Source organism: Acinetobacter sp. ANC 3832, assembly GCF_002135415.1.
Taxonomy (GTDB): domain Bacteria; phylum Pseudomonadota; class Gammaproteobacteria; order Pseudomonadales; family Moraxellaceae; genus Acinetobacter.
This window is the reverse complement of record NZ_NEGJ01000001.1, coordinates 53,747-80,301: the sequence shown is the minus strand read 5'-3', so window position 1 is coordinate 80,301 and position 26,555 is coordinate 53,747. Positions and strand designations below refer to the sequence as shown.

At 37.6% G+C, this 26,555-nt stretch carries 23 protein-coding genes, 1 pseudogene and 1 riboswitch; of the genes and pseudogenes, 11 read left to right on the top strand and 13 right to left on the bottom strand.

The window, feature by feature from the left end:
• Window positions 1–11 precede the first annotated feature (11 nt).
• A complete protein-coding gene (gene znuD / locus B9T35_RS00375; RefSeq protein ID WP_086189160.1) occupies window positions 12–2,090 on the top strand; it encodes a zinc piracy TonB-dependent receptor ZnuD in 2,079 nt (692 codons plus the stop codon).
• Between the two features lie 170 nt (window positions 2,091–2,260).
• Complete coding sequence (locus B9T35_RS00370) at window positions 2,261–3,724, top strand: phospholipase D family protein (protein ID WP_086189159.1); 1,464 nt, start codon at window positions 2,261–2,263, stop codon at window positions 3,722–3,724.
• Between the two features lie 91 nt (window positions 3,725–3,815).
• On the opposite strand, the gene B9T35_RS00365 is transcribed toward B9T35_RS00370, so the two are convergent.
• Window positions 3,816–4,265: a hypothetical protein gene (locus tag B9T35_RS00365; protein ID WP_086189158.1), complete on the bottom strand. Its 450-nt coding sequence runs from the start codon at window positions 4,263–4,265 to the stop codon at window positions 3,816–3,818.
• Between the two features lie 172 nt (window positions 4,266–4,437).
• Between B9T35_RS00365 and B9T35_RS00360 the strand changes: the two genes are divergently transcribed.
• Window positions 4,438–4,947: an RcnB family protein gene (locus B9T35_RS00360; RefSeq protein ID WP_086189157.1), complete on the top strand. Its 510-nt coding sequence runs from the start codon at window positions 4,438–4,440 to the stop codon at window positions 4,945–4,947.
• A gap of 149 nt (window positions 4,948–5,096) precedes the next feature.
• Complete coding sequence (locus B9T35_RS00355) at window positions 5,097–5,603, top strand: RcnB family protein (RefSeq protein ID WP_213033339.1); 507 nt, start codon at window positions 5,097–5,099, stop codon at window positions 5,601–5,603.
• 55 nt (window positions 5,604–5,658) lie between these two features.
• Here B9T35_RS00355 and B9T35_RS00350 read toward each other — a convergent pair whose 3' ends face one another.
• Window positions 5,659–6,153, bottom strand: a complete 495-nt coding sequence (locus tag B9T35_RS00350; RefSeq protein WP_086189156.1) for a phosphate-starvation-inducible protein PsiE — start codon at window positions 6,151–6,153, stop codon at window positions 5,659–5,661.
• A 148-nt stretch (window positions 6,154–6,301) separates the two neighbouring features.
• Here B9T35_RS00350 and B9T35_RS00345 point away from each other — a divergent pair.
• Window positions 6,302–6,928, top strand: a pseudogene (locus B9T35_RS00345) (FMN-binding negative transcriptional regulator).
• A 128-nt stretch (window positions 6,929–7,056) separates the two neighbouring features.
• Here B9T35_RS00345 and B9T35_RS00340 read toward each other — a convergent pair.
• The 3 genes from B9T35_RS00340 to B9T35_RS00330 form a co-directional block, all read right to left on the bottom strand.
• The gene (locus B9T35_RS00340; RefSeq protein WP_086189155.1) at window positions 7,057–8,838 is read right to left on the bottom strand and encodes an acyl-CoA dehydrogenase C-terminal domain-containing protein; all 1,782 of its coding nucleotides are present in this window, start codon (window positions 8,836–8,838) and stop codon (window positions 7,057–7,059) included.
• Window positions 8,839–9,132: 294 nt separating this feature from the next.
• Window positions 9,133–10,935, bottom strand: coding sequence for an acyl-CoA dehydrogenase C-terminal domain-containing protein (locus B9T35_RS00335; RefSeq protein ID WP_086189154.1), 1,803 nt, complete (start codon window positions 10,933–10,935; stop codon window positions 9,133–9,135).
• A 301-nt stretch (window positions 10,936–11,236) separates the two neighbouring features.
• Entirely contained in the window at window positions 11,237–11,875 is a 639-nt protein-coding gene (locus B9T35_RS00330) for a hypothetical protein (protein WP_086189153.1), read from the bottom strand.
• A gap of 137 nt (window positions 11,876–12,012) precedes the next feature.
• On the opposite strand from B9T35_RS00330, the gene baeS reads away from it, so the two are divergent.
• Together baeS and B9T35_RS00320 are read left to right on the top strand one after the other, a co-directional pair.
• Entirely contained in the window at window positions 12,013–13,671 is a 1,659-nt protein-coding gene (gene baeS, locus B9T35_RS00325) for a sensor histidine kinase efflux regulator BaeS (RefSeq protein WP_086189518.1), read from the top strand.
• 15 nt (window positions 13,672–13,686) lie between these two features.
• On the top strand, window positions 13,687–14,373 hold the full coding sequence (locus B9T35_RS00320; protein ID WP_086189152.1) for a response regulator: 687 nt from the start codon (window positions 13,687–13,689) through the stop codon (window positions 14,371–14,373).
• Between the two features lie 103 nt (window positions 14,374–14,476).
• Here B9T35_RS00320 and B9T35_RS00315 read toward each other — a convergent pair whose 3' ends face one another.
• The 8 genes from B9T35_RS00315 to B9T35_RS00280 form a co-directional block, all read right to left on the bottom strand.
• A complete protein-coding gene (locus B9T35_RS00315) occupies window positions 14,477–14,851 on the bottom strand; it encodes an MmcQ/YjbR family DNA-binding protein (RefSeq protein ID WP_086189151.1) in 375 nt (124 codons plus the stop codon).
• 32 nt (window positions 14,852–14,883) lie between these two features.
• Window positions 14,884–15,483, bottom strand: coding sequence for a L,D-transpeptidase family protein (locus tag B9T35_RS00310; protein WP_086189517.1), 600 nt, complete (start codon window positions 15,481–15,483; stop codon window positions 14,884–14,886).
• Window positions 15,484–15,673: 190 nt separating this feature from the next.
• On the bottom strand, window positions 15,674–17,116 hold the full coding sequence (locus B9T35_RS00305) for a protein adenylyltransferase SelO (protein ID WP_086189150.1): 1,443 nt from the start codon (window positions 17,114–17,116) through the stop codon (window positions 15,674–15,676).
• A gap of 63 nt (window positions 17,117–17,179) precedes the next feature.
• Complete coding sequence (locus B9T35_RS00300; protein WP_086189149.1) at window positions 17,180–17,509, bottom strand: DHCW motif cupin fold protein; 330 nt, start codon at window positions 17,507–17,509, stop codon at window positions 17,180–17,182.
• 174 nt (window positions 17,510–17,683) lie between these two features.
• Window positions 17,684–18,850 (bottom strand): acyl-CoA desaturase, encoded by a 1,167-nt coding sequence (locus tag B9T35_RS00295; protein WP_086189148.1) that lies wholly within the window; start codon window positions 18,848–18,850, stop codon window positions 17,684–17,686.
• Between the two features lie 384 nt (window positions 18,851–19,234).
• Window positions 19,235–19,957: a glycerophosphodiester phosphodiesterase gene (locus B9T35_RS00290; protein WP_086189147.1), complete on the bottom strand. Its 723-nt coding sequence runs from the start codon at window positions 19,955–19,957 to the stop codon at window positions 19,235–19,237.
• 211 nt (window positions 19,958–20,168) lie between these two features.
• Window positions 20,169–20,747 (bottom strand): cob(I)yrinic acid a,c-diamide adenosyltransferase, encoded by a 579-nt coding sequence (locus tag B9T35_RS00285; protein ID WP_086189146.1) that lies wholly within the window; start codon window positions 20,745–20,747, stop codon window positions 20,169–20,171.
• A gap of 89 nt (window positions 20,748–20,836) precedes the next feature.
• A complete protein-coding gene (locus tag B9T35_RS00280) occupies window positions 20,837–22,693 on the bottom strand; it encodes a TonB-dependent receptor plug domain-containing protein (RefSeq protein ID WP_086189145.1) in 1,857 nt (618 codons plus the stop codon).
• 35 nt (window positions 22,694–22,728) lie between these two features.
• Window positions 22,729–22,940, bottom strand: a riboswitch (cobalamin riboswitch).
• A 258-nt stretch (window positions 22,941–23,198) separates the two neighbouring features.
• Here B9T35_RS00280 and B9T35_RS00275 point away from each other — a divergent pair.
• The 4 genes from B9T35_RS00275 to B9T35_RS00260 all read left to right on the top strand — a co-directional run bounded on the left by B9T35_RS00275 (window position 23,199) and on the right by B9T35_RS00260 (window position 26,274).
• Window positions 23,199–23,852, top strand: coding sequence for a phosphoribosylanthranilate isomerase (locus B9T35_RS00275; RefSeq protein WP_086189144.1), 654 nt, complete (start codon window positions 23,199–23,201; stop codon window positions 23,850–23,852).
• Window positions 23,833–25,074, top strand: a complete 1,242-nt coding sequence (gene trpB / locus B9T35_RS00270) for a tryptophan synthase subunit beta (protein WP_086189143.1) — start codon at window positions 23,833–23,835, stop codon at window positions 25,072–25,074. The genes B9T35_RS00275 and trpB overlap by 20 nt, the downstream gene beginning before the upstream one ends.
• 327 nt (window positions 25,075–25,401) lie before the next feature.
• On the top strand, window positions 25,402–25,911 hold the full coding sequence (locus B9T35_RS00265; protein ID WP_086189142.1) for a DUF1543 domain-containing protein: 510 nt from the start codon (window positions 25,402–25,404) through the stop codon (window positions 25,909–25,911).
• Between the two features lie 162 nt (window positions 25,912–26,073).
• Window positions 26,074–26,274, top strand: a complete 201-nt coding sequence (locus B9T35_RS00260; RefSeq protein WP_086189141.1) for a hypothetical protein — start codon at window positions 26,074–26,076, stop codon at window positions 26,272–26,274.
• The last annotated feature ends 281 nt before the right edge of the window (window positions 26,275–26,555 follow it).

Genomic DNA, 26,555 nt, shown 5'->3' with positions numbered 1-26,555 from the left:
TGAGAGCCCGCATGTCTTTTTCTAAAAGTGTTTTGACACTCTCCATTTTAGCCATTGTTTCAACATCAATCTGGGCTGAAGATACAAATGATCAAATACAAAAACTAGGAACACTTACTTTTAGTGCACATCCCTTAGAACAATCAAATGTTGATTTTGGTGTGGTAGATCAAACAGTTTCTAGTGAAAAATTACAACAAGTGGGCACAACGCTAGGTGAGGTTCTTAAAGATGAATTGGGGATTCGTTCTAATAGTTTTGGGGCAGGTTCAAGCCGACCTGTGATTCGTGGGCAAGAAGGTGCACGGGTTAAAGTGACTCAAAATGGAACTGAAACCATGGATGTTTCAAGTCTATCACCTGATCATGCTGTCACGATTGACCCACAATTGGCACAGAACATTGAAGTCATACGTGGTCCTTCTACTTTGTTGTATGGTGCAGGTTCCGTTGGTGGTCTAATTAATGTTACGGATACTAAAATTCCGACTCAAATGCCTGAAAATGGTTATGAAGGTAATGTTGGTATTCGCTATAACACAGGCAATGACGAGACATTGGCAAATGGAGGATTAACAATTGGATTGGGAAGCAATGTTGCATTACGTGTAGAAGGTTTGACACGTGATGCAAATAATTATATTGCACCGAATTATGTTGTGACCGAAGACCATGGCGATCATTCACATTCAATACCTGAACGTCGGGTAGGTAGTACATTTTCAAATTCAGACAATGTGAATATTGGATTGTCGTGGATTGGTGAACGTGGTTTTGCAGGCATTTCCTATAGTAACCGTCAAGATCAATATGGTTTACCAGGACATAGTCATGAATATGAATCTTGTCATCTTCATGGGGATCATTTGCATTGTGGTGACCATGATGATGGTGACGACCATTCAGATCATGATGATGAACATGCTCATGCAGAATCAGGTCCATGGATTGATTTGAAAACAGAGCGTTATGATTTTCGCTCTGAATTGAATGATCCTTTTGCAGGCTTTAAAAAACTGCGAGTGCAAGCCAGTTATACCGATTATCAACATGATGAAATTGAAGATGGCACGTCAATGACGACATTTAACAGTCAAGGTTATGAAGGTCGTATTGAGTTGGTTCACAATCCTGTTGCAGGTTGGGAAGGTGTACTGGGCTTGCAAGGCAGTCAACAAAAATTAGATATTACGGGTGAAGAAGCAATTTTGGCACCCAATAAAACTCAAAAATATAGTGTTTTCGGTTTGGAACATAAGCAATGGAATGATCTACATTTTGAGCTAGGTGCACGTTTAGATCATCAAAAAATTGATATAGATTCCACACAAAAAGATTTTGATGGCAATGCTTTTTCTTATTCAGGGGCTGTGAATTGGGAATTTAAACCCAACTATAAACTGTCATTGGTCGGTTCACATCAAGAACGTTTACCTTTAGCTCAAGAGCTTTATGCGGATGGTGGACATTTTGCGACCAATACTTATGAGCTAGGAAATGAAGATTTAAGCAAAGAAAAATCGAATAATGTTGAGCTTGGCTTACATTATGATGATGAAAAACTCAGTTATCACGTGCATCTTTATCACAACTGGTTTGATAACTACATTTATGCCAAGACTTTAGATCAATATAAGAACTTTCGTTTGATTGAATATTCTCAAAATGAAGCGAAGTTCTATGGCACAGAAGCAGAAGTTGCTTATCAGTTTTCACCTATTTATAAGGTCGGTGTATTCGGTGATTATGTACGAGGTAAAATTGATGGAGACAATGCCCCACGTGTACCCGCAGGTCGCTTAGGAACGAAAGTAAATGCAGAATTTGATGATCATTGGTCAGGTTCAGCTGAGTATGCACATGTGTTTAAACAAGATGATATTGCATCATACGAAACAGATACGCAGGGTTATAATATGGTCAATGTTGGGGTGGCTTATAAGCATCCAATGTCAGGGAAACAGGAAGCGCGTGTGTTTTTTAATGCCAATAATTTATTAGATGAAACGGTATATGAACACAGTTCTTTTTTATCTACCATTCCACAAATCGGTCGTAATTTTGTGATGGGTGTAAATTTTACATTTTAATTTGAAGTGATCACTGTGTTCATTAAACATCTTGCATCAGTGTTAATAGCCTCTTTATTTTTCTGCTCGAAGGGAAAATAAAAGGGCTTTATGCAAGAAGTCTACTAAATCATTATTGAAAAATAAGGAGATAAGACCTAGTCTGAGTACATTGGATTAGGTTTTTTCTTATGCGTATCTTTCATAAAATTCAAGGTAAATTGAATTGGTCAAAACGCCGTTATATCGGTTTAATTCTCAGTTTTCTTGCTGTGGGTTATCTGGCTTCAGCAATTTATCAAACTTATAAACCTCTACCAGAGGGCTTAGACTTCACTGGGCCATTAAGACATGCCGATGTTAAATTTATTGTGGATGAAACGTATCTGGATGCGCAAGGTAAGCAACAGCAAGATCATCAGATTTTTAATCAAATACTGAAACTGATTGATGAAGCACAAAGTACCATTGTGATCGATATGTTTTTGTTTAACCAAGAAGTGGGTGATTCGAAAGTTCAGCAAAGAGCATTGACGCAAGAATTGACCAAAGCCTTGATTCATGCACGGGCGATGAATCCAAACTTAGAAGTGAAGTTTATTACAGATCCAATTAACTCTGTTTATGGTGGCACTGCTCCTGAGCAATATCGTCAATTACGCCAAGCAGGTGTGGATGTCATTGAAACCAATTTAAAACCACTTCGAGCATCCAATCCAACATGGTCAGGCTTATGGTATTTGTGTTGTCAGGATGCAGGCAATAACACTGAAAAAGGTTGGTTAGCGAATCCTTTTGGTACAGAAAAAATTACGATTCGTAGCTATTTAAATTTATTCAATTTTAAAGCCAATCACCGTAAAACCATTGTTGTCGATACGCTTGAAGGCTGGAAAACCATTGTGACTTCAGCGAATCCACATGATGGTAGTTCACGTCATTCAAATGTTGGATTACTGGTTTCAGGTCATACCGCACTGGATGTTTTAAAATCTGAACAACCTGTTGCACATATGTCTGGTGGCGATACGCCATTTATTGTTACGGGTAATTTTGATGGTGAAAAAACAGATCCACAAGTTCAGGTACTTACTGAAGAAGCCATTTATAAAGCGGTGTTAAACTTACTTGAAACCGCAAAAGCTAAAGATCACATTGATTTGGCAATGTTTTATTTATCTGAGCGTCAAATCATCAAACAATTGATTGCTGCAAAACAACGTGGGGTTCAATTACGTATTTTACTTGATCCGAATAAAGATGCTTTTGGTCGTCAGAAAAATGGTATTCCAAACCGTCAGGTGGCTTCAGAATTACATGATGCAGGTATTGATGTGCGTTGGTGCAATACACAAGGTGAGCAATGTCATAGCAAAATGATTGTGAAACGTAATGCTCAATCAAGTGAGCTAATTTTAGGTTCAGCTAATTTTACGGCACGTAATTTAAAAAATTACAATCTTGAAACTGATTTACGGGTGATTGGTCAACCGAATCAGCCCGTATTTGTTGATGCTGAGAAATACTTCAATACTGCTTGGTCAAATTTAGATGGGCGTAATATGAGTGTGGATTATAGCAAATTTGCTGATGATTCTTTTGTGAAGTATTGGACTTATCGTTTTATGGAGTGGAGTGGCTTATCTACTTTTTAATGTGTAGAGATCTAACTTAAAATAAACTCCCTTTGATAAAGGGAGTTTATTTTTTAATAGAGCTTTAGAAAGTATATGTCGCTATATATTTTTATTGTGGATTCGGTGGAACCAATTTATCTAAATCAGAATCTTTCATATTATCCAATTCTTTTAAATCTGTTTTAATATTCCACTGTTTTTCATCTTCTACAGGTTGTGGCAAGCGAGCTTCTAGCCAATCACAAACAATATTTGGACTAAAGTCAGGATGGTTACATTGAATCACCCAAGCCAAAAATTCTTTAGGACCACCATTCATATAGGGTGGAGGTGAAACAGGAAGAAATTGAGTTGGAAGGCGTTCATTTTTAGAAATATAATTCAGAACATGACCAAGTTCTTGTACTGTTTGCCATGCCAAAGGATGTTCAATATTAATTTGAAATTTGAACCACCATGCATGTTGATTGTCAGAGCCATAAGCATCAATCAGTGATTCTTGAATGCTTGGAACTTTACAAAAAAATTGATGCAGACGATCAAAACTTAGGTCAGACACAATACAAAATCCAGTCAGCTAAAAACTTTATCTTAGCAGAAGCTTAGATCTGCTGTATCGATGAAATAACATTTGAATCAAACAAAAAATATAATTTGTATCGTTTCTATTCATTGAGTATCTTAAATTAATACAGCACTCACACATAAATGATTGATCGGGGGAGAGGATTATGAATAATGATCTTATAAGAATAGCTTCAATCTTGATGATTTCAGGTCTACCTATTTCAGCTATGGCAGATGCAAAAGATTGGGGGAATTATAAAAGTGTTGAAAGACCTCAGCCTAAGAAGCCTCCGTATACCACAACCTACAAAGGTTATGCCGATCCTTATGGTCATCCTTTTACACAGGAAATCCCGATACAACCACCACAATATCAAAGACCACCGCATTGGGGACATCCTCAATATCCGAACCATTATTACCCAACAGATTCATATCCAAGTTACCCACCGCAAAATGGAGTCACGATTATTTATAATCATCAATTTCCAACACAAACTGAATATCATTCGGAAAGCCATGGTTTTGTGAATGGGGATTCAAACTCTAGAATTGAAAGCTCGAACTATACTTTAATTACCGATTGGCGACGTTATGGTTTGCCAGATCCGCAAGTGGGAATGCATTGGATTTTTCAACACGGACGCTATGTACAAATACCCAATGATCGTTAATTTTTAGTGAAAGCACAAAAGTGCATTAAATTTTGCATTTTTATATTTCAGTGCGACATATTACAATTATTTTCAGATTTTCTACGTTTATCCATTATTTCTACTTGCTTAAAGTTTAAGCTAAAACCATCTCATAAAGGGGGACACTTATGAACAAGTCTCTTATCATTGGTGTGGTTAGTGTTGCATTATTAAGTTCGTCCATGGCAACTATGGCGGATGATCATGGATGGAGTAATTACCAAGGTGCTCAGCATCATAGTCAACAGCGCCCATCACCAAGTCGCCCAACTGCACCTCAATGGAACAATCATAACGGATCACAGTGGAATAATCGTCCATCATCGAACTGGAATTCACCTTCTCGATATGATCATGGATATCGTTATGATCAAAGACGCTATCAGTCTGGTGGTTATCGTTATCAATCCAATCCTTATTATGGTAACCGATATAACCAACGTGTGGTTTACCGTGTTGGCGAGCGTTTACCAGATTATTACCGAAGCTCACATTATTACGTGAATGATTGGCGTGGCTACCATTTGCATGAACCACCTCGCGGTTATGGATGGGCAAATATTGATGGTAATTTTGTCCTTGTTGCCCTTGCTACAGGTTTAATTGCGCAAGTTTTACTGAATGGTGGGTACTAAAGGAATTTATTTTCTTTAGATCATAATAGAAAAGTAGGCTTAAAGCCTGCTTTTCTTATGCAAGTTCATCATCTTCAGGGCGAGGTGTTTTGCCATGTGCCAAAGGTTTGTCTGTGTGTTTATCTCGGATTACAGAAGGGTAAGTCCAAGATGCAAATCGGACAATCAATATTGAAAATGCCAAGATCAAAATTGAACCTGTAATAATCACTAAGTCGATACTGGCTTTGTGGTCATGTTGAATATCTGCAATGAGCAGGCGAGTTAAAGCTGTAATCGCAACGTAAATTAAAAAACGAACAGGCATATGATTGGTTTTAAAGTAAATTCCAACCATTGCCCCTAATTCTAAGTAGATGAAGAGTAATAAAATATCATCAATGGTGGCGTATTGTTTGATTGTTAAAATATTAATAATGGTATGTACCGCAGACCACGCAATCATACAACCAATAATAAATAAGGCTAAATAATGAAAAGCTTCAACAGCCATATTGCCTAAACGATCGAGGAGGTTTTCAAGTTTTTCAATGCGTGGATCTTTATTCATTCGCTGTCCTCCAAGTTACTGAGTTTAAATATAGTAAAAAGCATGCAAATTTCATGCACATGAACGAACAATGAATAATTTCTGAAACTTTTTTGATGCACATACATGTTATGTTCTACTAAATGGATGTGTATTTTGAGAATAAAAAATGTATTTACCAACGCATTTTAAACTAGAAAATTTAGATGATTTATATCAACTGATTCAAGATTATCCATTGGCAAGTCTGATGGTTGTTACTGATGGCGAGATTGAAGCCAATCATATTCCTTTAGAGTTGGATCGTCAGATTGGTGAGTTTGGAGTTCTCAAAGGGCATATTGCTAAAGCCAATCCTTTGACTGCTTTATTAGAGAAACCGTTGTCTGCCTATATCATTTTTCAAGCAGAGCAAAATTATATTTCTCCCAATTGGTATGAAGGTAAGCAAGAGCATCATCGTGTTGTTCCCACGTGAAACTACCGTGTTGTACATGTGAAAGGCCAGATTAAATTGATGGAAGATGATCAATATTTACGTGGTGTATTGGCTTGTTTGACACGAACACATGAAGAGAGTCAAGAAAACCCATGGAGAATGGGGGATGCGCCAAATGATTTTATTGCAGAGCAATTAGAAAAAGTTGCTGCGATTGAAATTAAAATTTCTTCAATTATTGGAAAGTTCAAAGTTAGTCAAAATCGTTCTGAAGCAGATATTCATAATATTTCAAAAGCTTTACAAGATTCAAATCCTGAAATGGTTGAATCCATACAAAAATATTACCCTCAATAATCGTTGCTTAAATTTTAGCTCAAAGTAAAAAAAGCCTGAACTATACACTTGTACAGTCAGGCATTTTTTACATCACTTTTTATATTACTATAAATTTTAAGTGAGGATGGTCTTTATATCAAAATCAATTAAGACTGATTGGTAAAGTAATCTTCGCTAAAGCCCATAATCACTTCTGAACCCGTTTTGATTTTCGCAATACGTGAACTTAGGTCAGGCAAAACGCGTTGGATAAAGTAGTGTGCCAAAGCCAATTTGTTTTGATAGAACTCGCCTTCTTTTGCTTTTGCTGCTTTGGCAATTTTAGCAAACATGTAAGTAAAGCTGAGTAGACCTACCGCATGTAAATAATCGACAGCAACAGAATTTGAGAATTCTACATTTTCTTTTGCGCGTTCAATGACACGTTGTGTTGCAACTTCAATTTCTGTTGCAACATCTAAAGTTGCATCTTTAATGAAGTTAAGGTCTGCTTCTAAATCATTGGCAAAATCACGAATTTCAGCGATATATTCAGCGATGAATAGACCATTGCATTTGATGGTTTTACGACCAATTAAATCTTGAGACTGAACGCCGTTAGTTCCTTCGTAAATTTGCGAAATACGTAAATCACGAACACATTGTTCCATACCCCATTCACGGATATAACCATGACCACCAAACACCATTTGTGCATCAATCACAGCATTAAATGCGGTATCTGTTAAGAATGCTTTTGCAATGGGTGTAAGAAGTGCAACACGATTATTTGCTGCTGCAACGGCTTCAGGATCGGTTGAGAATTTGGTAATGTCTAATTGCTGACCCACATAGACTGCAAATGCACGAGATGCTTCATTATTCGCACGCGCATTAAGTAACATACGACGTACATCGCCATGTACTAAAATACTGTCTGCGGGTTTGTTTGGAGATTGAACACCAGAAGCGCTACGACCTTGCAAACGGTCAGTCGCATATTGTGCTGCATTTTGGTAGGCATATTCAGAAGCACCAAGACCTTGAATACCCATAGACAAGCGTTCGTAGTTCATCATGACGAACATTGCCGCTAAGCCTTCGTTTTCCTTACCAACAAGATAACCTTTCGCAGCATCAAAGTTCATTACACATGTTGCAGAGGCTTTAATCCCCATTTTGTGTTCAATTGAACCTGGACCCGCAGTATTACGTTCACCTAAAGAACCATCCTCATTCACAATGAATTTCGGTACGATGAACAATGAAATACCACGTGAACCCGCAGGTGCATCAGGTGTTTTTGCTAAAACTAAGTGAATGATGTTTTCAGCAAGGTCGTGATCACCACCTGTAATAAAGATTTTAGTCCCTGTGATGTTGTAGGTACCATCGGTATTAGGTTCTGCTTTGGTTTTGATAATGCCTAAATCAGTCCCTGCATGTGGTTCTGTTAAACACATGGTACCTGACCATTCACCTGAATAAATTTTAGGTAAATAAGTCTCTTTTTGTTCTTGTGATGCATAGCTGTTTAAAGCCATACCAGCACCGACAGAAAGAAGCGGGTAGAGCATGAATGATGGGTTGGTTGCAAATAGCATTTCATCTGCAAGTACAGTCAGCATCTTAGGCATGGCTTGACCACCCCATTCCTCATCTGCACCTAAGCCAATCCAACCGCCTTCAGCATATTGTTGGAATGCTTCTTTAAAGCCAGCAGGTGTCGTCACTGCACCATTACTATAGGTTGCGCCTTCTTCATCGCCAGTGCGATTTAAAGGTAAAGTCACGTTTTGAGCAAATTTAGCCATTTCTTCAAGAATGGCTTCCGCAGTTGCAGCATCAACATGAGCAAGTTTCTCATTGGATTGCCAGAACTGTTCTGCATTGAATACATCGTTAATGATGAATTTCATATCCGCAAGTGGCGCATTATAAATTGGCATGATTCGTACACCTGTTTTTGTCTAAATTACGTTGTTTTTAATCAGTCTAAGCAATCGGTTTGCAATGGATATCTTACATAACGTCTTTTCATTTTTCCTCTAAAGAGAAAACTAAAGAGGTGGTTAAAACTTATGCTAGATATCTTAATGTATTAGATGATTAAGAGTTAACATTTGTGTGGCAGCTTATAGGCCATAACGATAAAGAAAAAGGACCATCAAAGCTATGACAGTCCTTTCTCTATTTCTGTACTTGGGAGTACAGTTTTTTAGAATGCTAGATAAGACTGCAAATTAAAATGCAAAGTCTTCAGCACTTAAAGCCATCAATGGATCTAAACCACCAGCGATCACGTCTACATGAGAACGAACACGTGGCAAGATTTTCTTGAAGTAGAAACGAGCAGTGGTTACTTTTGCATTGTAGAAGCCAGTTTCAGACGAACCTTCAGCAAGCTTTTCTTGTGCAACAAGTGCCATACGCGCCCATAAGAAAGCAAGCGTCACATAGCCAGAGAAGTACATGTAATCCACGGCTGCAGCACCCACTTCATCAGGGTTTTGCATCGCTTTCATACCGATCTGCATGGTTAAATCACCCCACTCTTTATTCAGAGCAGCAAGTGGTTCAACAAATTCTTTCATCTCAGCATTGTCTTTATTTGCTTCAAGGAATTTATGTACAATTTTGGTGAAATCTTTGAGCATTGCACCCTGAGTACCCAATACTTTACGACCCAATAAGTCTAAAGCTTGAATCTCAGTTGTTCCTTCATATAAACAAGAGATACGTGTATCACGTACAATTTGTTCCATACCGTGTTCAGAAATAAAGCCGTGACCACCGAATACTTGTACGCCGTGCTTCGCAGATTCTGAACCTGTTTCAGTTAAGAATGCTTTTGCAATTGGAGTAAGTAAAGACAAGATGTTGTCAGCGAATTTACGTTCTTCTTCAGTTGCGCCTTGTTCTACAACATCTGCATATTGAGACAAGAAGTAAACCAATGCACGACCGCCTTCAGCAAATGCTTTTTGAGTCATGAGCATGTTGCGAACAGCAGGGTGAACAATAATTGGATCTGCTTCTTTTTCAGGCGCTTTAGGTCCTGAAAGTGAACGCATTGCTAAACGATCTTTCGCATAGGCCAAAGCACCTTGGAAAGAAGATTCAGAAGCTGTTAAACCTTGAACAGCAGTACCAATACGTGCAGTGTTCATGAAGGTAAACATGGCATGTAAGCCACGGTTTTCAGGTCCGATGAGGAAGCCTTTCGCATTATCAAAATTGATCACGCAAGTTGCATTACCATGGATACCCATTTTGTGTTCAATCGAACCACAACGTACTGCATTACGCTCACCAATAGAACCATCAGCATTCACGTTGAATTTAGGAACAATGAATAATGAAATACCTTTTGTGCCTTTTGGTGCACCTGGTAAACGAGCAAGTACGATGTGGATAATATTATCCGCCATGTCATGTTCGCCTGCAGATATAAAGATTTTCTCACCAGAGATTGCAAAGCTACCATCTGCTTGAGGTTCAGCTTTAGAACGGATGATACCTAAGTCAGAACCTGCATGCGATTCTGTTAAGCACATTGTACCTGTCCATTCACCTGAAACAAGTTTAGGTAAGAATGTCGTTTTTTGTTCAGCAGAACCGTGGTGCTCAATTGTACGAACTGCACCATGAGAAAGACCCGGGTACATACCCCATGCCCAGTTTGCAGAACCAACCATTTCAGAAATAGTCGTTGCAAGTGAACCTGGTAAACCTTGACCGCCATGTTCTTCTGGAACCGAAAGTGAAGGGAAGCCAAGTTCTACATATTTGTCATATGCTGCTTTAAAGCCCGTAGGTGTTGTTACTACGCCATCATTCCAAGTACAACCTTCACGGTCACCAGTTTGGTTTAATGGAGATAATTCGTTTTCACAGAAATCCGCGCCAGCTTCTAAATATTGATCAATCAATTCACGGCTTACGGTTTCTTGGTATGCAGGGAGTTTTGCATAATGTTCTTCAGCATTTAATAATTCATGCAAAACGAATTGCATATCACGTAAGGGTGCTTTGTATTGTGGCATATCGGGTTCCTCAATACTGGTTAAACCAGATTTATAATCTTAATAAAAATGTGTATCTTCAATGACACATAATTGTTCTACTACATCGTGCAACATCTTATAGCGAGGCACAAGATAACTTGGTTGTTTCTCTGTGACTGTAAAGTCAAAGAAATTTCCCATGAAATAACTAAGTATTTAAATAGTATATATATTTGATCTAAAAAAGATGAAACAAAATGTCAAAATCGTAAAAAAATATGTCCAACAAAAAAGGCACTTTAAAGTGCCTTTTTATATTGATCGAATACGTGTTTGTTATTTATGGTGCGGCTGGTGCATCTGTCATTTGCATTGGTGCTGAACGACGTAAATCATTCATAGGTTGGTTTGGTTTAAATTTTATTTTACATTGACCATCAATGAGTTTTTCGCCAATTTTGACTTGAATCGCTTTGTCATTGGCTTGTTCAGCACAAGCACTTTGAATGGCATCCCATTGTGCTTTACGTTCTGCACGTTTTTGTTCAAATTGCTGTTTAACTTGGGCACGTTGTTCTTCAGTCATGTCTTTCATACGCTGTCCGCCATGCATCATGCGACCTTGGTCATTGCGGAATTCACCTTTCATCTCTGCCATCGATTTATGGTCAGCTTTGAATACCATGCTACAAGTACCATCTACGGTGTTATTACCCGCTTTAACTTGAACAGCTTGTCCCGCAGTTTTACCATCACATGCTTTACGAATTTGTTTGCGCATTTCTTTGTGTTCAGCACGCATTTGTTTCTTTTGCTCGCGCTGTTCAGGTGTCATTTGACGATCATGTTGATGATGACCACGCATCATTTCTGAACCATGACCATCTTTATTCGGTGCTGTCGTCGACTGACATGCAGTTAACGCACCCATTGTTAAAACGCTTGCAGATACCAATGCTATTTTCGTCATTGCTTTCATGGTCATGATCTCCAATGAATATTCTATGTTGGTTGATGTCGTAAAGATTAAGCAATAATGATGTAGAAACAATGGAGAGTATTTTGGGTAACTGTTCGATACAATGTTGAAATGAGAACAAAAAGGTGAGACCTGTTTTGAAAATACGCCGTGTCCCGATTGCATTACGTCTATTCCTGACGGTACTGCTCACGACTTTAGTGATCACGACTGTGAGTTTGGGAGTATTACATTGGACGATGCAAAAAAACTTTGCCAAATATGTGGCAGATGTTGAAATGCAGAAACTAGATCATCTGATTGATAATCTAGCGGGCGTGTATGGCGTATATCAGGACTGGGGAAATGCAGTTCAGGCACAAATTCTACAAATAGAAGGAACAGCAGGCCCAGACGATTACGATAAATTATCGAAATGGTGGTTACGCCGACAATATGACATTGCTTTGCAACAGCGTTATTTTAAAGAACATACGTTAATGAGCCCTTTAACGGATGAAAACTCTCAAGACCAGCAACGTATGGGGTTGGAAGAACGTAAAATTTTAGAAGAAAATTTACCTTCAGAATATCAACCCTTTGAAGGATTAAAGTTCCCTTTAAGTTCAAATGAAAGCCTATTCAAAAGATCAGATGCAAAAAATAAGAATTCACCTTTAATTTCACCTGAACAGCAAAATGGTAAAAAACGTTTTATTGCCATGCCTGACCGTTTGGGCTTAAGTTCACGTTTGTCTTTATATGATGCAGATCATCACTTTATTTTAGGTGAAGCATCCAATGATCAAATTTCTTATCGCCCCATTATTGTAAATAATAAAACTGTGGGTTATTTAGGTCTTAAACCTGTTTTAGATCAAGATGATGCTTTAAGTATTAACTTCTTTAGTAATCAAAAACGCTATTTGTTCTTAATCTATATTTTGACATTATTGGCGAGTCTAGTCGCGGCTTTATTATTGGCAACCTATTTTAAAAAGCCGATTCAGCGTTTATTAGATGCAACAAGAGAATTAACCAAAGGTAATTATCAACATCAGGTTCAAATTAATCGAAATGATGAATTAGGTGATCTTTCGACAGAAATTAATCATTTGGCTGTGATTTTAGATCAGCATGAACATTCACGTAAGCAGTGGGTTGCAGATACATCGCATGAATTGAAAACACCATTAGCAGTGTTACAAGCTCAAATTGAAGCAATGCAAGATGGTATTCGTAAACCGACCCCTACTCATTTTGAATCAATGTTACGTCAAGTCACCAGTTTGAAAAAGTTAACACAAGATTTAGCCGATTTAGCTCAAGCAGAAGCGCAACAATTACAGTGCTATTTTACTGAGATGGATCCTTGGGCTGTGGTTTTACAAGAAATTGAGAATTTTAAACCTAAATTTGAACAAGCTGATTTACGTATTTCCGCGCAAGGAAGTGGAACTCAATTACAATTAGATATAGATCGTTTTAAGCAAATTATGGTCAACTTGTTAGGCAACAGTATTCGCTATACTGAAGCAGGCGGTGAAGTTCGTGTACATACTGAACAAGATGAACAGACATGGACGGTTTATGTTGATGATAGTCCATTGGGTTTAAACGACGAGCAATTGGCACGTTTAGGTGAACGTTTCTACCGTGTGGATGATTCTCGAACACGTAGCACAGGTGGTACAGGTTTAGGCTTGGCATTATCCCGTAAAATTGTGCAAGCATTGGGTGGAACATTGAGTTTTGAACATTCACCATTGGGTGGTTTGCGTTGCAAACTCACTTTTCCAAAACAGACAAACGTTTAAAAGGAAAAACTACGCATGAAACATATTATGCTTGTAGAAGATGAAGTTGAACTTGCAGAATTGGTGCGAGATTATCTTGAAGCAGCAGGCTTGGAAGTCAGTATGTTTCACGATGGTCAAGAAGCATATAACAGTTTCTTACAGCGTAAACCAAATTTGATGGTTCTCGATTTGATGGTGCCACGGATGGACGGTTTAACGATTTGTCGTAAAGTTCGTGAACAGTCTGATCTGCCGATTATTATGGTAACAGCGCGTACGGAAGAAATTGATCGTGTGCTTGGTTTGAATATGGGTGCAGATGATTATGTATGTAAACCATTCAGTCCAAAAGAGTTAGTTGCACGTGTTCAAGCTGTATTACGCCGTTTAGAACGTAAAGCTGAACCTGAAGATAACAACCTCTTTAAGATGGATAAAGCACAACAACGGATTTGGTACCAACAAAAGTCGTTGAATTTGACACCAACTGAGTTCCGCTTACTCGAATTGTTCTTAGAACATGTAGGACAGGTGTATTCACGTGCACAACTTTTAGATCACATTAATCCAGACAGTTTTGATGTTGCAGACCGTGTTATTGATAGTCATATCAAAAACTTACGTCGTAAAATTTCGGATGCTGCTGAAACAGGAAACCGCCATGAATGGGTGCAAGCTGTTTATGGTGTAGGCTATCGTTTTGAATATCCAGAAGATTAGTTTTTAGTCTAAATACGCATTCTTTTGTGGATAAACACAAGGTTATCCACAGAAATTGTGTATAAATATTTCTGAATATGAACATAAATTTTTCTTATTCACATCATTCTGCATGAATCGCCAAAACATTCTTTTGCGCCTTAGTGAGTTTTTGAGTGACCAATTCATAAGAAATGTGAACTAAATCTTCAAGCAATTCCTCATTAATCTGCTCGCCCTCATAAATCGAAATCCAATGGCGTTTATTCATGTGATAACCCACATGAATCGAATCATAAATATCTCTTAACATTTCTGAATGTTCAGGTGCACATTTTAAGTTTACAAATTTCTGACCATTTAATTCTGAACTTAACATGAACACTTTATCCATGACTTTGAATACATCAATGTCTGAACCAAAGGGATGGGTCAGTTCAGCCTTTGGTAATTTTTGTGAAATGCTAAGTGCATATTGCTGTATTTCTTCACCTGTCATGAAAGTATTGTCCTTATTTACTTTTGGATGACTTATTTATAAATGGTAATGGGTGTTCGATCATCAACGAGCTTCCAAATTTCATCCATATCTACATTTCTAACGGCAACACAGCCCCAAGTCCAGTCATTTCTTGGCATATAATCCATCAGTTGAGGGAGTTTTTGAACTTGTTGTGTGGTCGCAGAGCCATGAATCATAATATCTCCACCAGCTGAAAGACCAAGCTGTTTAGCTTTGAGTTTATCTTGTTCATTGGGATAGGAAATATGCAGTGATTTATAGAATGCGCTTTTAGGATTTCGCCAATCAATGAAGTAACGTCCTTCAGGTGTTTTTCCATCACCTTCTTTGACTTTGTGTCCAATAGGGTTGAAACCTAAGCGCATTGGATAAGTACGAATGACTTGGTTCTGATGCAGTAAATTCACCAAACGCTTTGTTTTGTAGACTTGAATTTCAGTAATTGGTGTTTGTTGACGAATTTTTTTAATTTCCTGATCTGATAATACTGTTATAGGAGTATTCAGGTTTGTTGCAGGAATAAAGCGTTCATATTTTTGGTAAGCGTAAACTATCGCTGTGGCAATGCCACAAAGTAGAACAATGAGGAAAACAATTTTCTTATTCATATGTATAGGTATAAATGCAAATTCTGGTAATGCCTGATTTTTATGCATTTGAAGGCTAAAATCTATAGTTCGATTGTGATTCGAACTTTATCTTGTGGATAAACAAAAGCTTATCCACAGAAAATGTAAGTGACTATGCCACATTAGAGCGAATTATTAATATCTAATTATTTGTCACGAATATTGTGAATTAAGACGAACAACTCACCATCACTTCAGGTACATCACTTGGCAATGGTGCTAAATCTTCGGGTTTTTCTAAATCAGTTTGTCGTGTAAAGGGTTGACTGAGTAAGCTAAATAAACGTTCAACTTCAGAAAAATCATTACGTTCGGCAAGTTCGATGGCTTTTTGCGCCATATGGTTTCTTAAAATATAAATAGGGTTGGCTTCAAACATTGTTGCGTCCAAAGTACCAATATCCTGATTTTCTCGAATCATTTCATACTGAGTTAAAAAGGCTTCAAATTGACGACGGTCTAAGCAATCATCTTTCATCGCTTCATATTCTTTATTCTGTAAACGAAGAAAACTACTTGTGTAATCCAGTTGTTCAGTTTGTAAGATTCTTAAGAATGCCATACCACAATCAAAGCTGTCTTTGTGGAAGCTGGGTAAGCCTAATTTTGCGCATAGGCCATGCGTATAGTGTTCTAGGAAGGTCGGTTCAAAATGTTCTAAGCATTGTGCCAAATCTTGTTTAAACTTTTCTTTTTCTTCAGGCTTTGCCAATGGAATTAAATTATTCAGCCAGTTCCATAAGTTCCAATGCGCCATGCTTGGTTGATTTTGATAGGTATAGCGACCATTATAATCACTGTGGTTATTGATCCAATTCGGGCGAAAGCGTTCCATAAAACCATAAGGGCCGAAATCTAAAGTAGAACCTGTAATATTCAGGTTATCAGTATTCATCACACCATGTGCAAAACCGACCAGTTGCCATTTGGCAATCATTACCGCAGTTTTTTGAATCACCTTCGTTGCAAAAGCTAAAATGGGTTGTTCTGCTTCTAAACATTCTGGATAGTGCCACTCAATACATTTTTGTGTGAACTCTTGAAGTAATGAAGGTTGATATTGATTAATCCATTCAAAATGCCCTAAGCGAATATGGCAATCTGACGTTCGTAACATCATCGCACCGAGTTCTAGTTTTTCACGTTGGACTCCTTGTTCAGATGTGGTAAATCCAACTGAATTACTCGATGGTACATCCAAAGCATTTAAGGCATGACCGGCTAAGTATTCACGAATGACTGAATGTAAAACGGCACGACCATCTCCCATACGAGAGTAGGGTGTTGAACCTGCACCTTTTAAATGTAGGTCGATTGTTTGGCCATTTTGATCTAATATTTGAGCAATCAATAAGCCTCGGCCATCACCCAATTGTCCCGCCCATTGCCCAAATTGATGTCCTGCATAAACCATCGCTAGAGGATGGAATTCTGGGAATGTTTTTTGCCCACTACAAATTTCAACCCAACTGGCTTTATCTTCTGCTGACCATTGTAATTCATCTGCTAAAGCTTCATTGAAATGCCCAGCTTTTGCACCTTTTAAAGGTACAGGCATTTGCTCATGATAGAGTTTAGGATTGAGTGATGGATAACGGGCATTGAATTGCATAGTGGACAATACTGAGATGAATTGAAACTACTATACTGGATATAGTCGTCGGATTAAAACAGCTTAATCGACAATGAAAAGTTTTGCTCCAATTGTCGTTGAAGAGCGGTGAGCTTCAGCATGGTCTGCAACTTGATAACTCATCCCAGCAGTGAGTATAAATGTACGACCATCCTCTAGTTCTGTATGTAATTCGCCTTCAAGACAAAAAAGAATATGACCTTTACGGCACCAATGATCTGCTAAATAGTCTGTTGAATATTCCACAATGCGTACACGGATCGTATCGAATTGCTGTGTACGCCAAAGCGCATAACCTTGCTCACCCAAATGTTTGGTTTGTTCTATTTCATTCCAATTTGTAATACCAAAAGGGATATTGTTGAGTTGCATGAGTCGTCCTTTTCATTATTTAGAGATGATTGGATATATTGTATAAAGTTTTTAAATTTTGTTTAAAAGAGGAAAATAAAAGGCCTATTGGAACTTATATTTAATGCTTATTGGATGTAAAGTTCAAATAAAAGAAAAGCTCCTAAAAAGGAGCTTTTCTTTTGAATCTATAATTTAGTTAGATACAACATTCTTTTTTACATTGCGCATCAGTGTTTCTAAACGCGCACGATGATAACTTAATTTTTGTTCGACCAATTGAAAGTCAACTTTAAGTTTGTCATCCATTTGATGAATTTTTTCGGCAACAGAGGCTTTTTTTGCCTGTATTTCCTGTTCTTTCAACTTCGCCCAATCATTTAAAGTATGACTAAATGCTTCATATTCTTGAGAAATACGTTGTTTCATTGCCAGGATATCTGCATTTACATCATGACCATAAACAGCCAAGTCTTGTTCAGCATATTTAAACTTCATTGCCAATTCAGCTTTTTTAATATTAAAGCTAGGAATACGACGTAGATTTTTTGCCAAACCAACTTTAGAGAAAGACCAAATTAACCATTTTGTTGGATCATATTGCCACCATTTCACGCCATTACGATAATCGTATTGGAAGATATGATGATAGTTATGATAGCCCTCACCCCAAGTCGCAATAGCTAACCAGAAGTTATCACGTGCAGTATTTTCATCTGTATAAGGACGTTTGCCCCACATATGACAAAGCGAGTTAATAAAGAAGGTTACATGATGACTAATGATTAAACGTAATAAACCACCCAGCAGTAATACACCCCACATATCACCAACAGCCCAGCCAATTGGTAATAAAATAGCAGCATGTACAGCAATCACAAGCGGAATATAATATTTGTCTTGGAACATCACCACTTTATCATTCAATAAATCTGGTGCATTTTTATAGTTCGATTCAGCAGCAGGATAGTTGCGAAGCATCCATCCAATATGTGCATACCAAAAACCGTTATTAATCGAATATGGATCTTCATCCACATCATCTACATGACGGTGATGCGTACGGTGACCTGAAGCCCAAAACAAAATACTGTTTTGTACAGCAAAGGTACCCATAATCATTAAAATAATTTTGAGCGGTAATGTCGCTTCATAAGCACGATGTGCCCATAAACGGTGATAACCCGCAGTGATACCTAAACTACTTAGACCCAATAATACAAATAAGCTGACCCAAGCACCAACGCTGAAGTCATGATGATATGCATATAATGGAATTGCAATAATTGCGACGATAGGCAATAAGACTAGCGCAAAAACTCCGATCCAATTAATTGGGGCTTTGGGTAGGGGAGCATTCATCTCCAACAGCACTCCTAAGAACCTTGAAAAGGTAAAAACGAAAGCATAGCTTAAGTATTTTTCTAGGCTATACGTTCAAAGATATTAGCATGAGCGAACAGATGTTCACTAGTATTATTGTACATCTGTATTGAATAAAACAGTAACAGAATAAAACATACTGATGATTGATTTTATCGACAGAAAATATGCTTTATTACAAGAGTTTCGATAGATACGTTGAAGTACAGCTTAAAGTTTTGATACTTACTACACGTTTGTTATTTATACAGCACATTAGATCCTAATAGGATTAATGGTTTCAGTTGGAAAACATATTGATAACATCGAATTTACAATTCAATAGAGACAGTAATTACGCTTATATCTTGGCTTTATGATGCGCTATTTAATTTGATTCAATGCTTTTTGCATCATTTTGGGAAAATCAGTAATCAAGCCTTGGATGCCCAAATTACGTAAGTAGTTTGCTCGTTCGATATCATTGACTGTCCAAACGCTTATCTCTAGCTTTGCATTTTGTGTTGCTTGAATCATTTCATCTGTCGCAAGCTGGTTCATCCATCCAATTTGGCAACATTCCAATGTTAAAGCTTGTTCAATGGCTTTTTCTTGCAGGTCATCTTCAATGAGTAGTCCACGTTTAAATATTGATTTTTGCTGTTGTAATGCTTGGTGAATTTTTAAATCAAAACTCGTAATCACTGCTGAATGTTCAAAACCTTTTAATTGATTTTGTAATTCAATAACGAGCTTTTCTGCTTCTTGCATTGTTGTGACCGCTTTTACTTCCACTTCAAGATGTTCAAAGTCCTGCATAATGGTTAAAGCTTGGCGAAGTAGGGGCGTAACTTGTTTGTCCCAATCCATCCAAATATTAGCTTGGTTATAAGGTTCAAGTTCTGAGCTTGAGCACTCATATAGATTTTGATCAATACCTGTTGTACGAATAAAATTGTCATCATGCATGATGATGAGTTCATCATCTTGAAGCTGTCTGACATCAAACTCAACAGCGCGTATGCCAAGGTCATGAATATATTGGAATCCACCGAGTGTATTTTCTGGCGCTTCACCACGTGCGCCACGATGTCCGATGATTCTCAAATCGATTTACTCTAAGTATCAATATGTTTTTATTTTAAGTCGAAAATGAATAAATCTGAATCAAATGAATCATTTTTAAACGAAATCTCTACATTCCAGAATATTTATTTTATTGAACAAAAATTTCTATTGAACTGAGAAGCATCAATCTCCTCAGTACAATAGAGGGCATTTCTGCCTTAAAGATTAAAACTTTTAATGCGCATTAATGTTAAATCGTTTCATTAATGTTTTTTTGCCATAAAACTTCGCTACCACCTTCAGCACGTTGCAAGCTACGTGAAGCAACAAATAACCAATCTGATAAACGATTAAGAAGTTGTAAAGCGGTTGCTTGAATATTTTGATCACGCGTTTGTACCGTCATTAAGCTACGTTCAGCACGACGGCAGATAGAACGTGCCAAATGTGCATAGCTACAGGCTAATGTTCCAGCAGGTAAAATGAATTCTTTTAACATCGGCAATGATTCATTCATTTGATCAATTTCTTTTTCAAGAAACTCAATGCAAATCGGTTGTAGAAGATTGTAATTAGGAATACAAACTTCACCACCAAGATCAAATAACCAATGTTGAATCAGGCTTAAACTTTTATCCCATGGTGCTTTATCTGCAATGTCGCTTGCCGTAATTTGTGAGCGTAGAATTCCAATCGCAGAGTTGAGTTCATCAACATCCCCCAAAGCTGCAATACGCAAATCATCTTTAGAGACTCGTGAACCATCACCAAGACCTGTTGTGCCCGCATCACCTGTACGTGTATAAATTTTACTTAAACGATGTCCCATCTTTGTTCCTTAAATTCAGTTTTTAGATGTCATAAAAAAGGATAATGCCATGTATATGACATTATCCTGATTTTTCTTAGAGGTAAAAATTAATATTTAAATGTTACGCCAGCAGTGGCAAGTCGCCCACCATTGATGTAATAGATGTTTGCGCCGTTGTATGCTGTTTTATAATTTACATCACCAATATTTTGAATATTGGTAAACAGTTTGATGTTTGGATTCACATTCCAAAATGCATTTACATCAGTCGTGACATAACCAGGTGTTGTTGTTGGTGTAGTCGATGGATAATCTGCAAAATCTTTAGACTTTGATTTTGCTGAAACTGATGCACTAATGCCATATTGCGCATCTTGCCAGCCAGCAGTAAGTGTTGCACTTTGACGCGGGCGACGAGTTAAGTCATCTTTCGTTTCGTCATTCTTAGCTTGAACATAAGCATAAGAAAGATTTAAGAATAATTCATCTTGTTGCCATTTTAGACCTAGCTCACCACCATTGAATGTCGCTTTATTCAGGTTAATAAGTTTTGAACCAGAATAAGTAATTAAATTATCTACTTGATTACGATAAGCAGAAACACCAAGCGTTAAGTTATGTGCCAACTTTTGGTCTAAACCAACTTCATAAGAAAAACTTTCTTCAGCTTTTAAGTCTGGATTTCCACCCCAAGCTATTGCATATAAATCATTTGTGGTGGGTGCTCTAAATGCAGTACCCACATTAGTATAGATACTGGTTAGTGGCAGAATTTGATAACGAACAGCTGCTTGTCCAACAGTTTGTGTACCAAATTTTTCATTATCTTCAACACGAACACCGACTTGAGTGTTTACACCATGATCTTGGTATTGATGTTGAAGAAAATAGCCTGTGCTATTCACATCTTCATTATATTTAACGGTGCTCCACTCACTAACTGAAAGTACATCACCTTCAATTTTTTTATGGGCAACACCGAACAATACATTTTGAGCAGGTGTGAATTGCCATTTTGAATAAAGTTCTGCTTCTTGAGTTTTGCTATGAACAAAATCAGGTGCATCATGCTGTTGTAGGTCATCTTTAAATTGAGATAAGCGCGCATTCAAAATAAAGTTAGGCGTGATATTGATACGACCTTTAAGGTTAATGACTTCATTTTTAAAATCTTGTGAAGTCAAACTTCCATAGTTGTCATAAGCGCTATAGCCTTCATTTTCACTATAATCGGCAGAAGCAGCAAATTGTTCTTTATCGATACCAAATTTTGCACTATAGCCTTTCTGATCATAGCTTGCATTTTCACTGTTGGGAGCGCTAGTGACTGGAGTACCATCAGTTTCTAAGCGTTGACCACGGATTTGTGCGTAGAAATCATTTTCTGCTAAATCTGCACCAACAACTGCTTTATACGTTTTATGCTCGCCCATTTCACCTGTAACAAATGCAGCGCTTTTTTCAGGTGTTTTTGAAATAAGTTGAACAACACCGCCAATTGCATCTGTTCCATATAAAACAGAAGCAGGGCCTTTTAGAACTTCAATTTGTTTGATATCAGTGGTATCTAAAAATGCTAAAGAGGCAGTTCCTGTTGATGCACTGTTTAGACGAACACCATCACGCAAAACAAGAGTGTGTGCAGAGTTTGTACCACGTGTGAAGATTGATGCAATTTGTCCAAATCCACCGCTTTGAACCATATTAATAGATGCATCACTCATTAATAAGTGTGGTAATTCAGCAATTGGTGATTGCTCAACAATTTGTGGTTCAATAATTGAAATTCGGGCAGGAACGTTCTCAATTTTTTCTTCAGAACGTGTTGCTGTAACGACAAGTGTATCTAAAGTGGTATTTACTTGATTAGATGAAGTTTGAGTTTCAGCAAAAGTTGTGGAAGTTAACCCCATCGCAATAGCGATAGCACCTACAAGTGTGGTAGGTTTAAAAAATGCAGACATAACATGCTCCATACATTCACTCCCCGTGAATGATTGAGTTAAAGGGCACAATAAGCAGGTATCCGGACTTAAATGTAATACTGATCAGCCAATATTTACATATCCACCTTCCCACACAGAATGTGCAGTGGTGTGAATTAAATCATTCAATACGATATGTTTTTCATTCTTACCGTTGCGGGGGCAGTGCTGGATTTTCACCAACTTCCCTGAGCTTTTAAGCAGGACTTATTGCAATTGGGCGAAGTATAAAGTTTGTATTCAAAATAAACAATGTATTGAAATTGTTTCTGATCGTTAAATAGTGCCATTATAAATTAGGTCTATTTCTCTTGAATGAAAGACAGCAGAATGTACTTGAAAACCTTTATAAATTTAAAAGAAATAAGTGTTTTGAAGTTTTAACTTATTTTGTAGCTACACGACATAAAAAATTGCATTACAATGTTTTGAGCTGAAAGATTGATAAATCGGCGATTCACTCAATAGATTAGAACCCATATATATGCGAACTCGTGCCAAAATTTGTGGAATTACACGCTCTCAAGATGTACATGCTGTTGTAGATGCAGGTGCTGATGCGATTGGATTTGTGTTTTTTGAGCCAAGCCCACGACATGTTAGTATTGAGTTGGCAAAAGAATTAGCTCAAGCTGTGCCTGCTTATGTCAGCATTGTGGGCTTATTTGTGAATGCGACGAGTGAAGATATTTCAAAAGTTTTAGAACATATTCCGCTTGATATTTTACAGTTTCATGGTGATGAAACACCTGAGCAATGCCAAACGATTGCACAACAAAATAAAAGACGTTGGTATAAAGCGATTCAGGTTAAACCTGATATGAATATTGAAGATATTATTGAAACGATCAAGCATTATCAAAAAGCAGGTGCAAGTGCCGTATTATTAGATGCATGGCATCCTGAATTAAAAGGGGGAACAGGGCACCAATTTGATTGGTCAAAGTTCCCTAAACTTGAAATTCCTTTAATTTTAGCAGGTGGTTTAAAACCTGAAAATATTGAAGAGGCAATAAAGACAACTCAAGCATTTGCAGTAGATGTCAGCGGAGGCGTAGAGTCCGCAAAAGGTATAAAAGACCAACAACTCATTGAAAAGTTTATGCAAGGAGTCCAACGTGGATCAGCAAAGTGTTAATCAGAACAGCGCAGTAGACTATACCCAATTTCCCGATGAACGTGGGCATTTCGGTATTCATGGCGGACGTTTTGTATCAGAAACGCTGATGGCGGCTTTAGAAGACTTAGAAAAGCTCTATTTCCGTATGAAAGATGATGAACAGTTTTTAGCAGAGTTCGATCGCGATCTTGCTTACTATGTCGGTCGTCCGAGTCCACTGTATCATGCTGAACGATGGTCAAGAGAGTTAGGTGGTGCGCAGATTTATTTGAAACGTGAAGACCTTAATCATACAGGTTCGCACAAAATAAATAACACCATTGGACAGGCTTTACTTGCAAAACTTTCAGGTAAAAAACGAATTATTGCAGAAACTGGTGCAGGGCAGCATGGCGTTGCAACGGCAACCATCGCAGCACGTTTAGGTCTTGAATGTGTTGTTTTCATGGGTTCTGAAGATGTTAAACGTCAAGCCATGAATGTCTATCGAATGCGTTTGTTGGGTGCAACGGTTGTCCCTGTGGAAAGTGGTTCTAAAACCTTAAAAGATGCCATGAATGAAGCAATGCGTGATTGGGTGACGAATGTTGATTCAACGTATTATGTGATTGGTACAGTTGCAGGTCCACATCCATATCCACAATTGGTTCGTGATTTCCAATCCATTATTGGTCGTGAAGCACGTAAACAAATTCAAGAACAAGCGGGTCGTTTACCTGATGCCTTGGTGGCATGTGTGGGTGGTGGTTCAAATGCGATGGGCTTGTTTTATCCATTTTTGAATGATCAAGATGTGAAAATGTACGGTGTTGAAGCTGCTGGTTATGGTATTGAAACAGGTAAGCATTCTGCGCCACTCAATGCAGGTCATGTCGGTGTATTACATGGTAACCGTACCTATTTAATGTCTGATGAACAAGGTCAGATTATTGAAACGCATTCAATTTCAGCAGGTCTGGATTATCCAGGTGTTGGTCCTGAGCACAGTTTCTTAAAAGATATGCATCGTGTGGAATATGTACCGATTAATGACCAAGAAGCTTTACAAGGCTTCCGTGATTTGACTCAAATTGAAGGGATTATTCCTGCACTTGAAAGTTCACATGCGATGGCCTATGTCACTAAACTTGCGCCAACGATGTCGAAAGATCAAATTATTATTGCGACTGTTTCTGGTCGTGGTGATAAAGATTTAATGACTGTTGCACGTATTGATGGTGTGGAAATGGTTGAGATGTAATTCATTTTCTTCTTCCCCCTTAGATGTTAGGTGAAGAAAATGAATTTAAAAAAATCGTGTTTGGTAAAAGCTAAACACGATTTTTTTATTTATAACAAATGATTGGGTTATGAAAGACGTTTATTGATTGCTCATCAAATGGTAGGAGTTCATCTGTCACTTTTTAAAAATTAACCAAAATTTTTTCCATCAGCAAAACTCACCAAATTCTATTAAGTGATTTATGTTTCGCAGAAACATGACTTATTATATTTTAGCTTGCCTCGAACAGTTGCTGATGGACTTAGCTCGTATTTTAATGCTGAATTTTTAAAGGAGGATTAAATAATGCCTAGTCTATTTATTGTCATGCTTGGTGGTCGTCATGCGCGTGCCAATACAGAAGTACATGATGTGGTTTTGGCAGTAGGTGATTCTTTAGAGGAAATTCATCCACAGTTAAAAAATGCATGGTTCGGTGAATTAGCAGGTTTACATATAGATGCTTGGGCGCAAATCAATGGTGTGGAATTTGAGCATAAAAATTATCAAATTCATTTTAGCAATGCACAGCCGAATCAATCTGAGCAGAAACTGTATCTCATTAATTTAGGTGGTTATAATGTCCGTGAATTTGGTGAATTACATCGTTATGTGCTCATCGTTGCGCAAAATCCGATGGTCGCAAAAGAAAAAGGAAAGCAGTATTTTGCACAGCACTGGCAAAAGCAACATACAGACTGTGTTTTAAATGTTGATGATTGCATTGCTATTGATCAGGTACATGGGCGTTATGTGCAATTGATTGAAGGTGAATTTATCACAAATATTTGGGAAAACAGCTACCTCACGATTTGATCTGCAATATTAAAAGATTAAACTAAACTTAAGGTTAAAGAATCAGCATAAATCTCTATATTTCTATCGTCTAACTTTATTCAAGCACAACAACATTACCGCGCTACTTACATTCGCTCAGTTTAGACTGCAAGCTCAAGTTAATTCTTTGGAGTAATAGATATGAGTGGCTTACTTGACGAGCTTGGTAAAATTGCTGGCGCTGTGATTGCAGAACAAGGTGTAGATAAACTCGATCCAGATGCAGGTTTTTTAGAAAAAGCAGCGGGTGCATTTGCAGGTTTCGAAGCGGCAAAAATTGGTGAGAATAAACTTGAAAATCATGATGAAGATGAACAACCTCAGCAAGACGATCAGCAATAATTTATTTTGAAGGTTTAAGTTAGTGTGAATGGAAGATGTAACCTTGAATGATTAAGCAGTCATTGATTTAAATGTAATGAGTCAATATTCATAGATTGAAGATGAATAATAGTGAGATCCAAAGAAATTAAGCAAGCTACACAGGTTTTAAATGATTAACTTCAACTAAAAGGGCGTATAAAAATATGCCCTTTTTTAATGGATTTTGATTTATCTGAAAAATCTATTATTTTTTGAACAAAGTACATTTATCGATATAAATCAATTATCACAAAAACAGA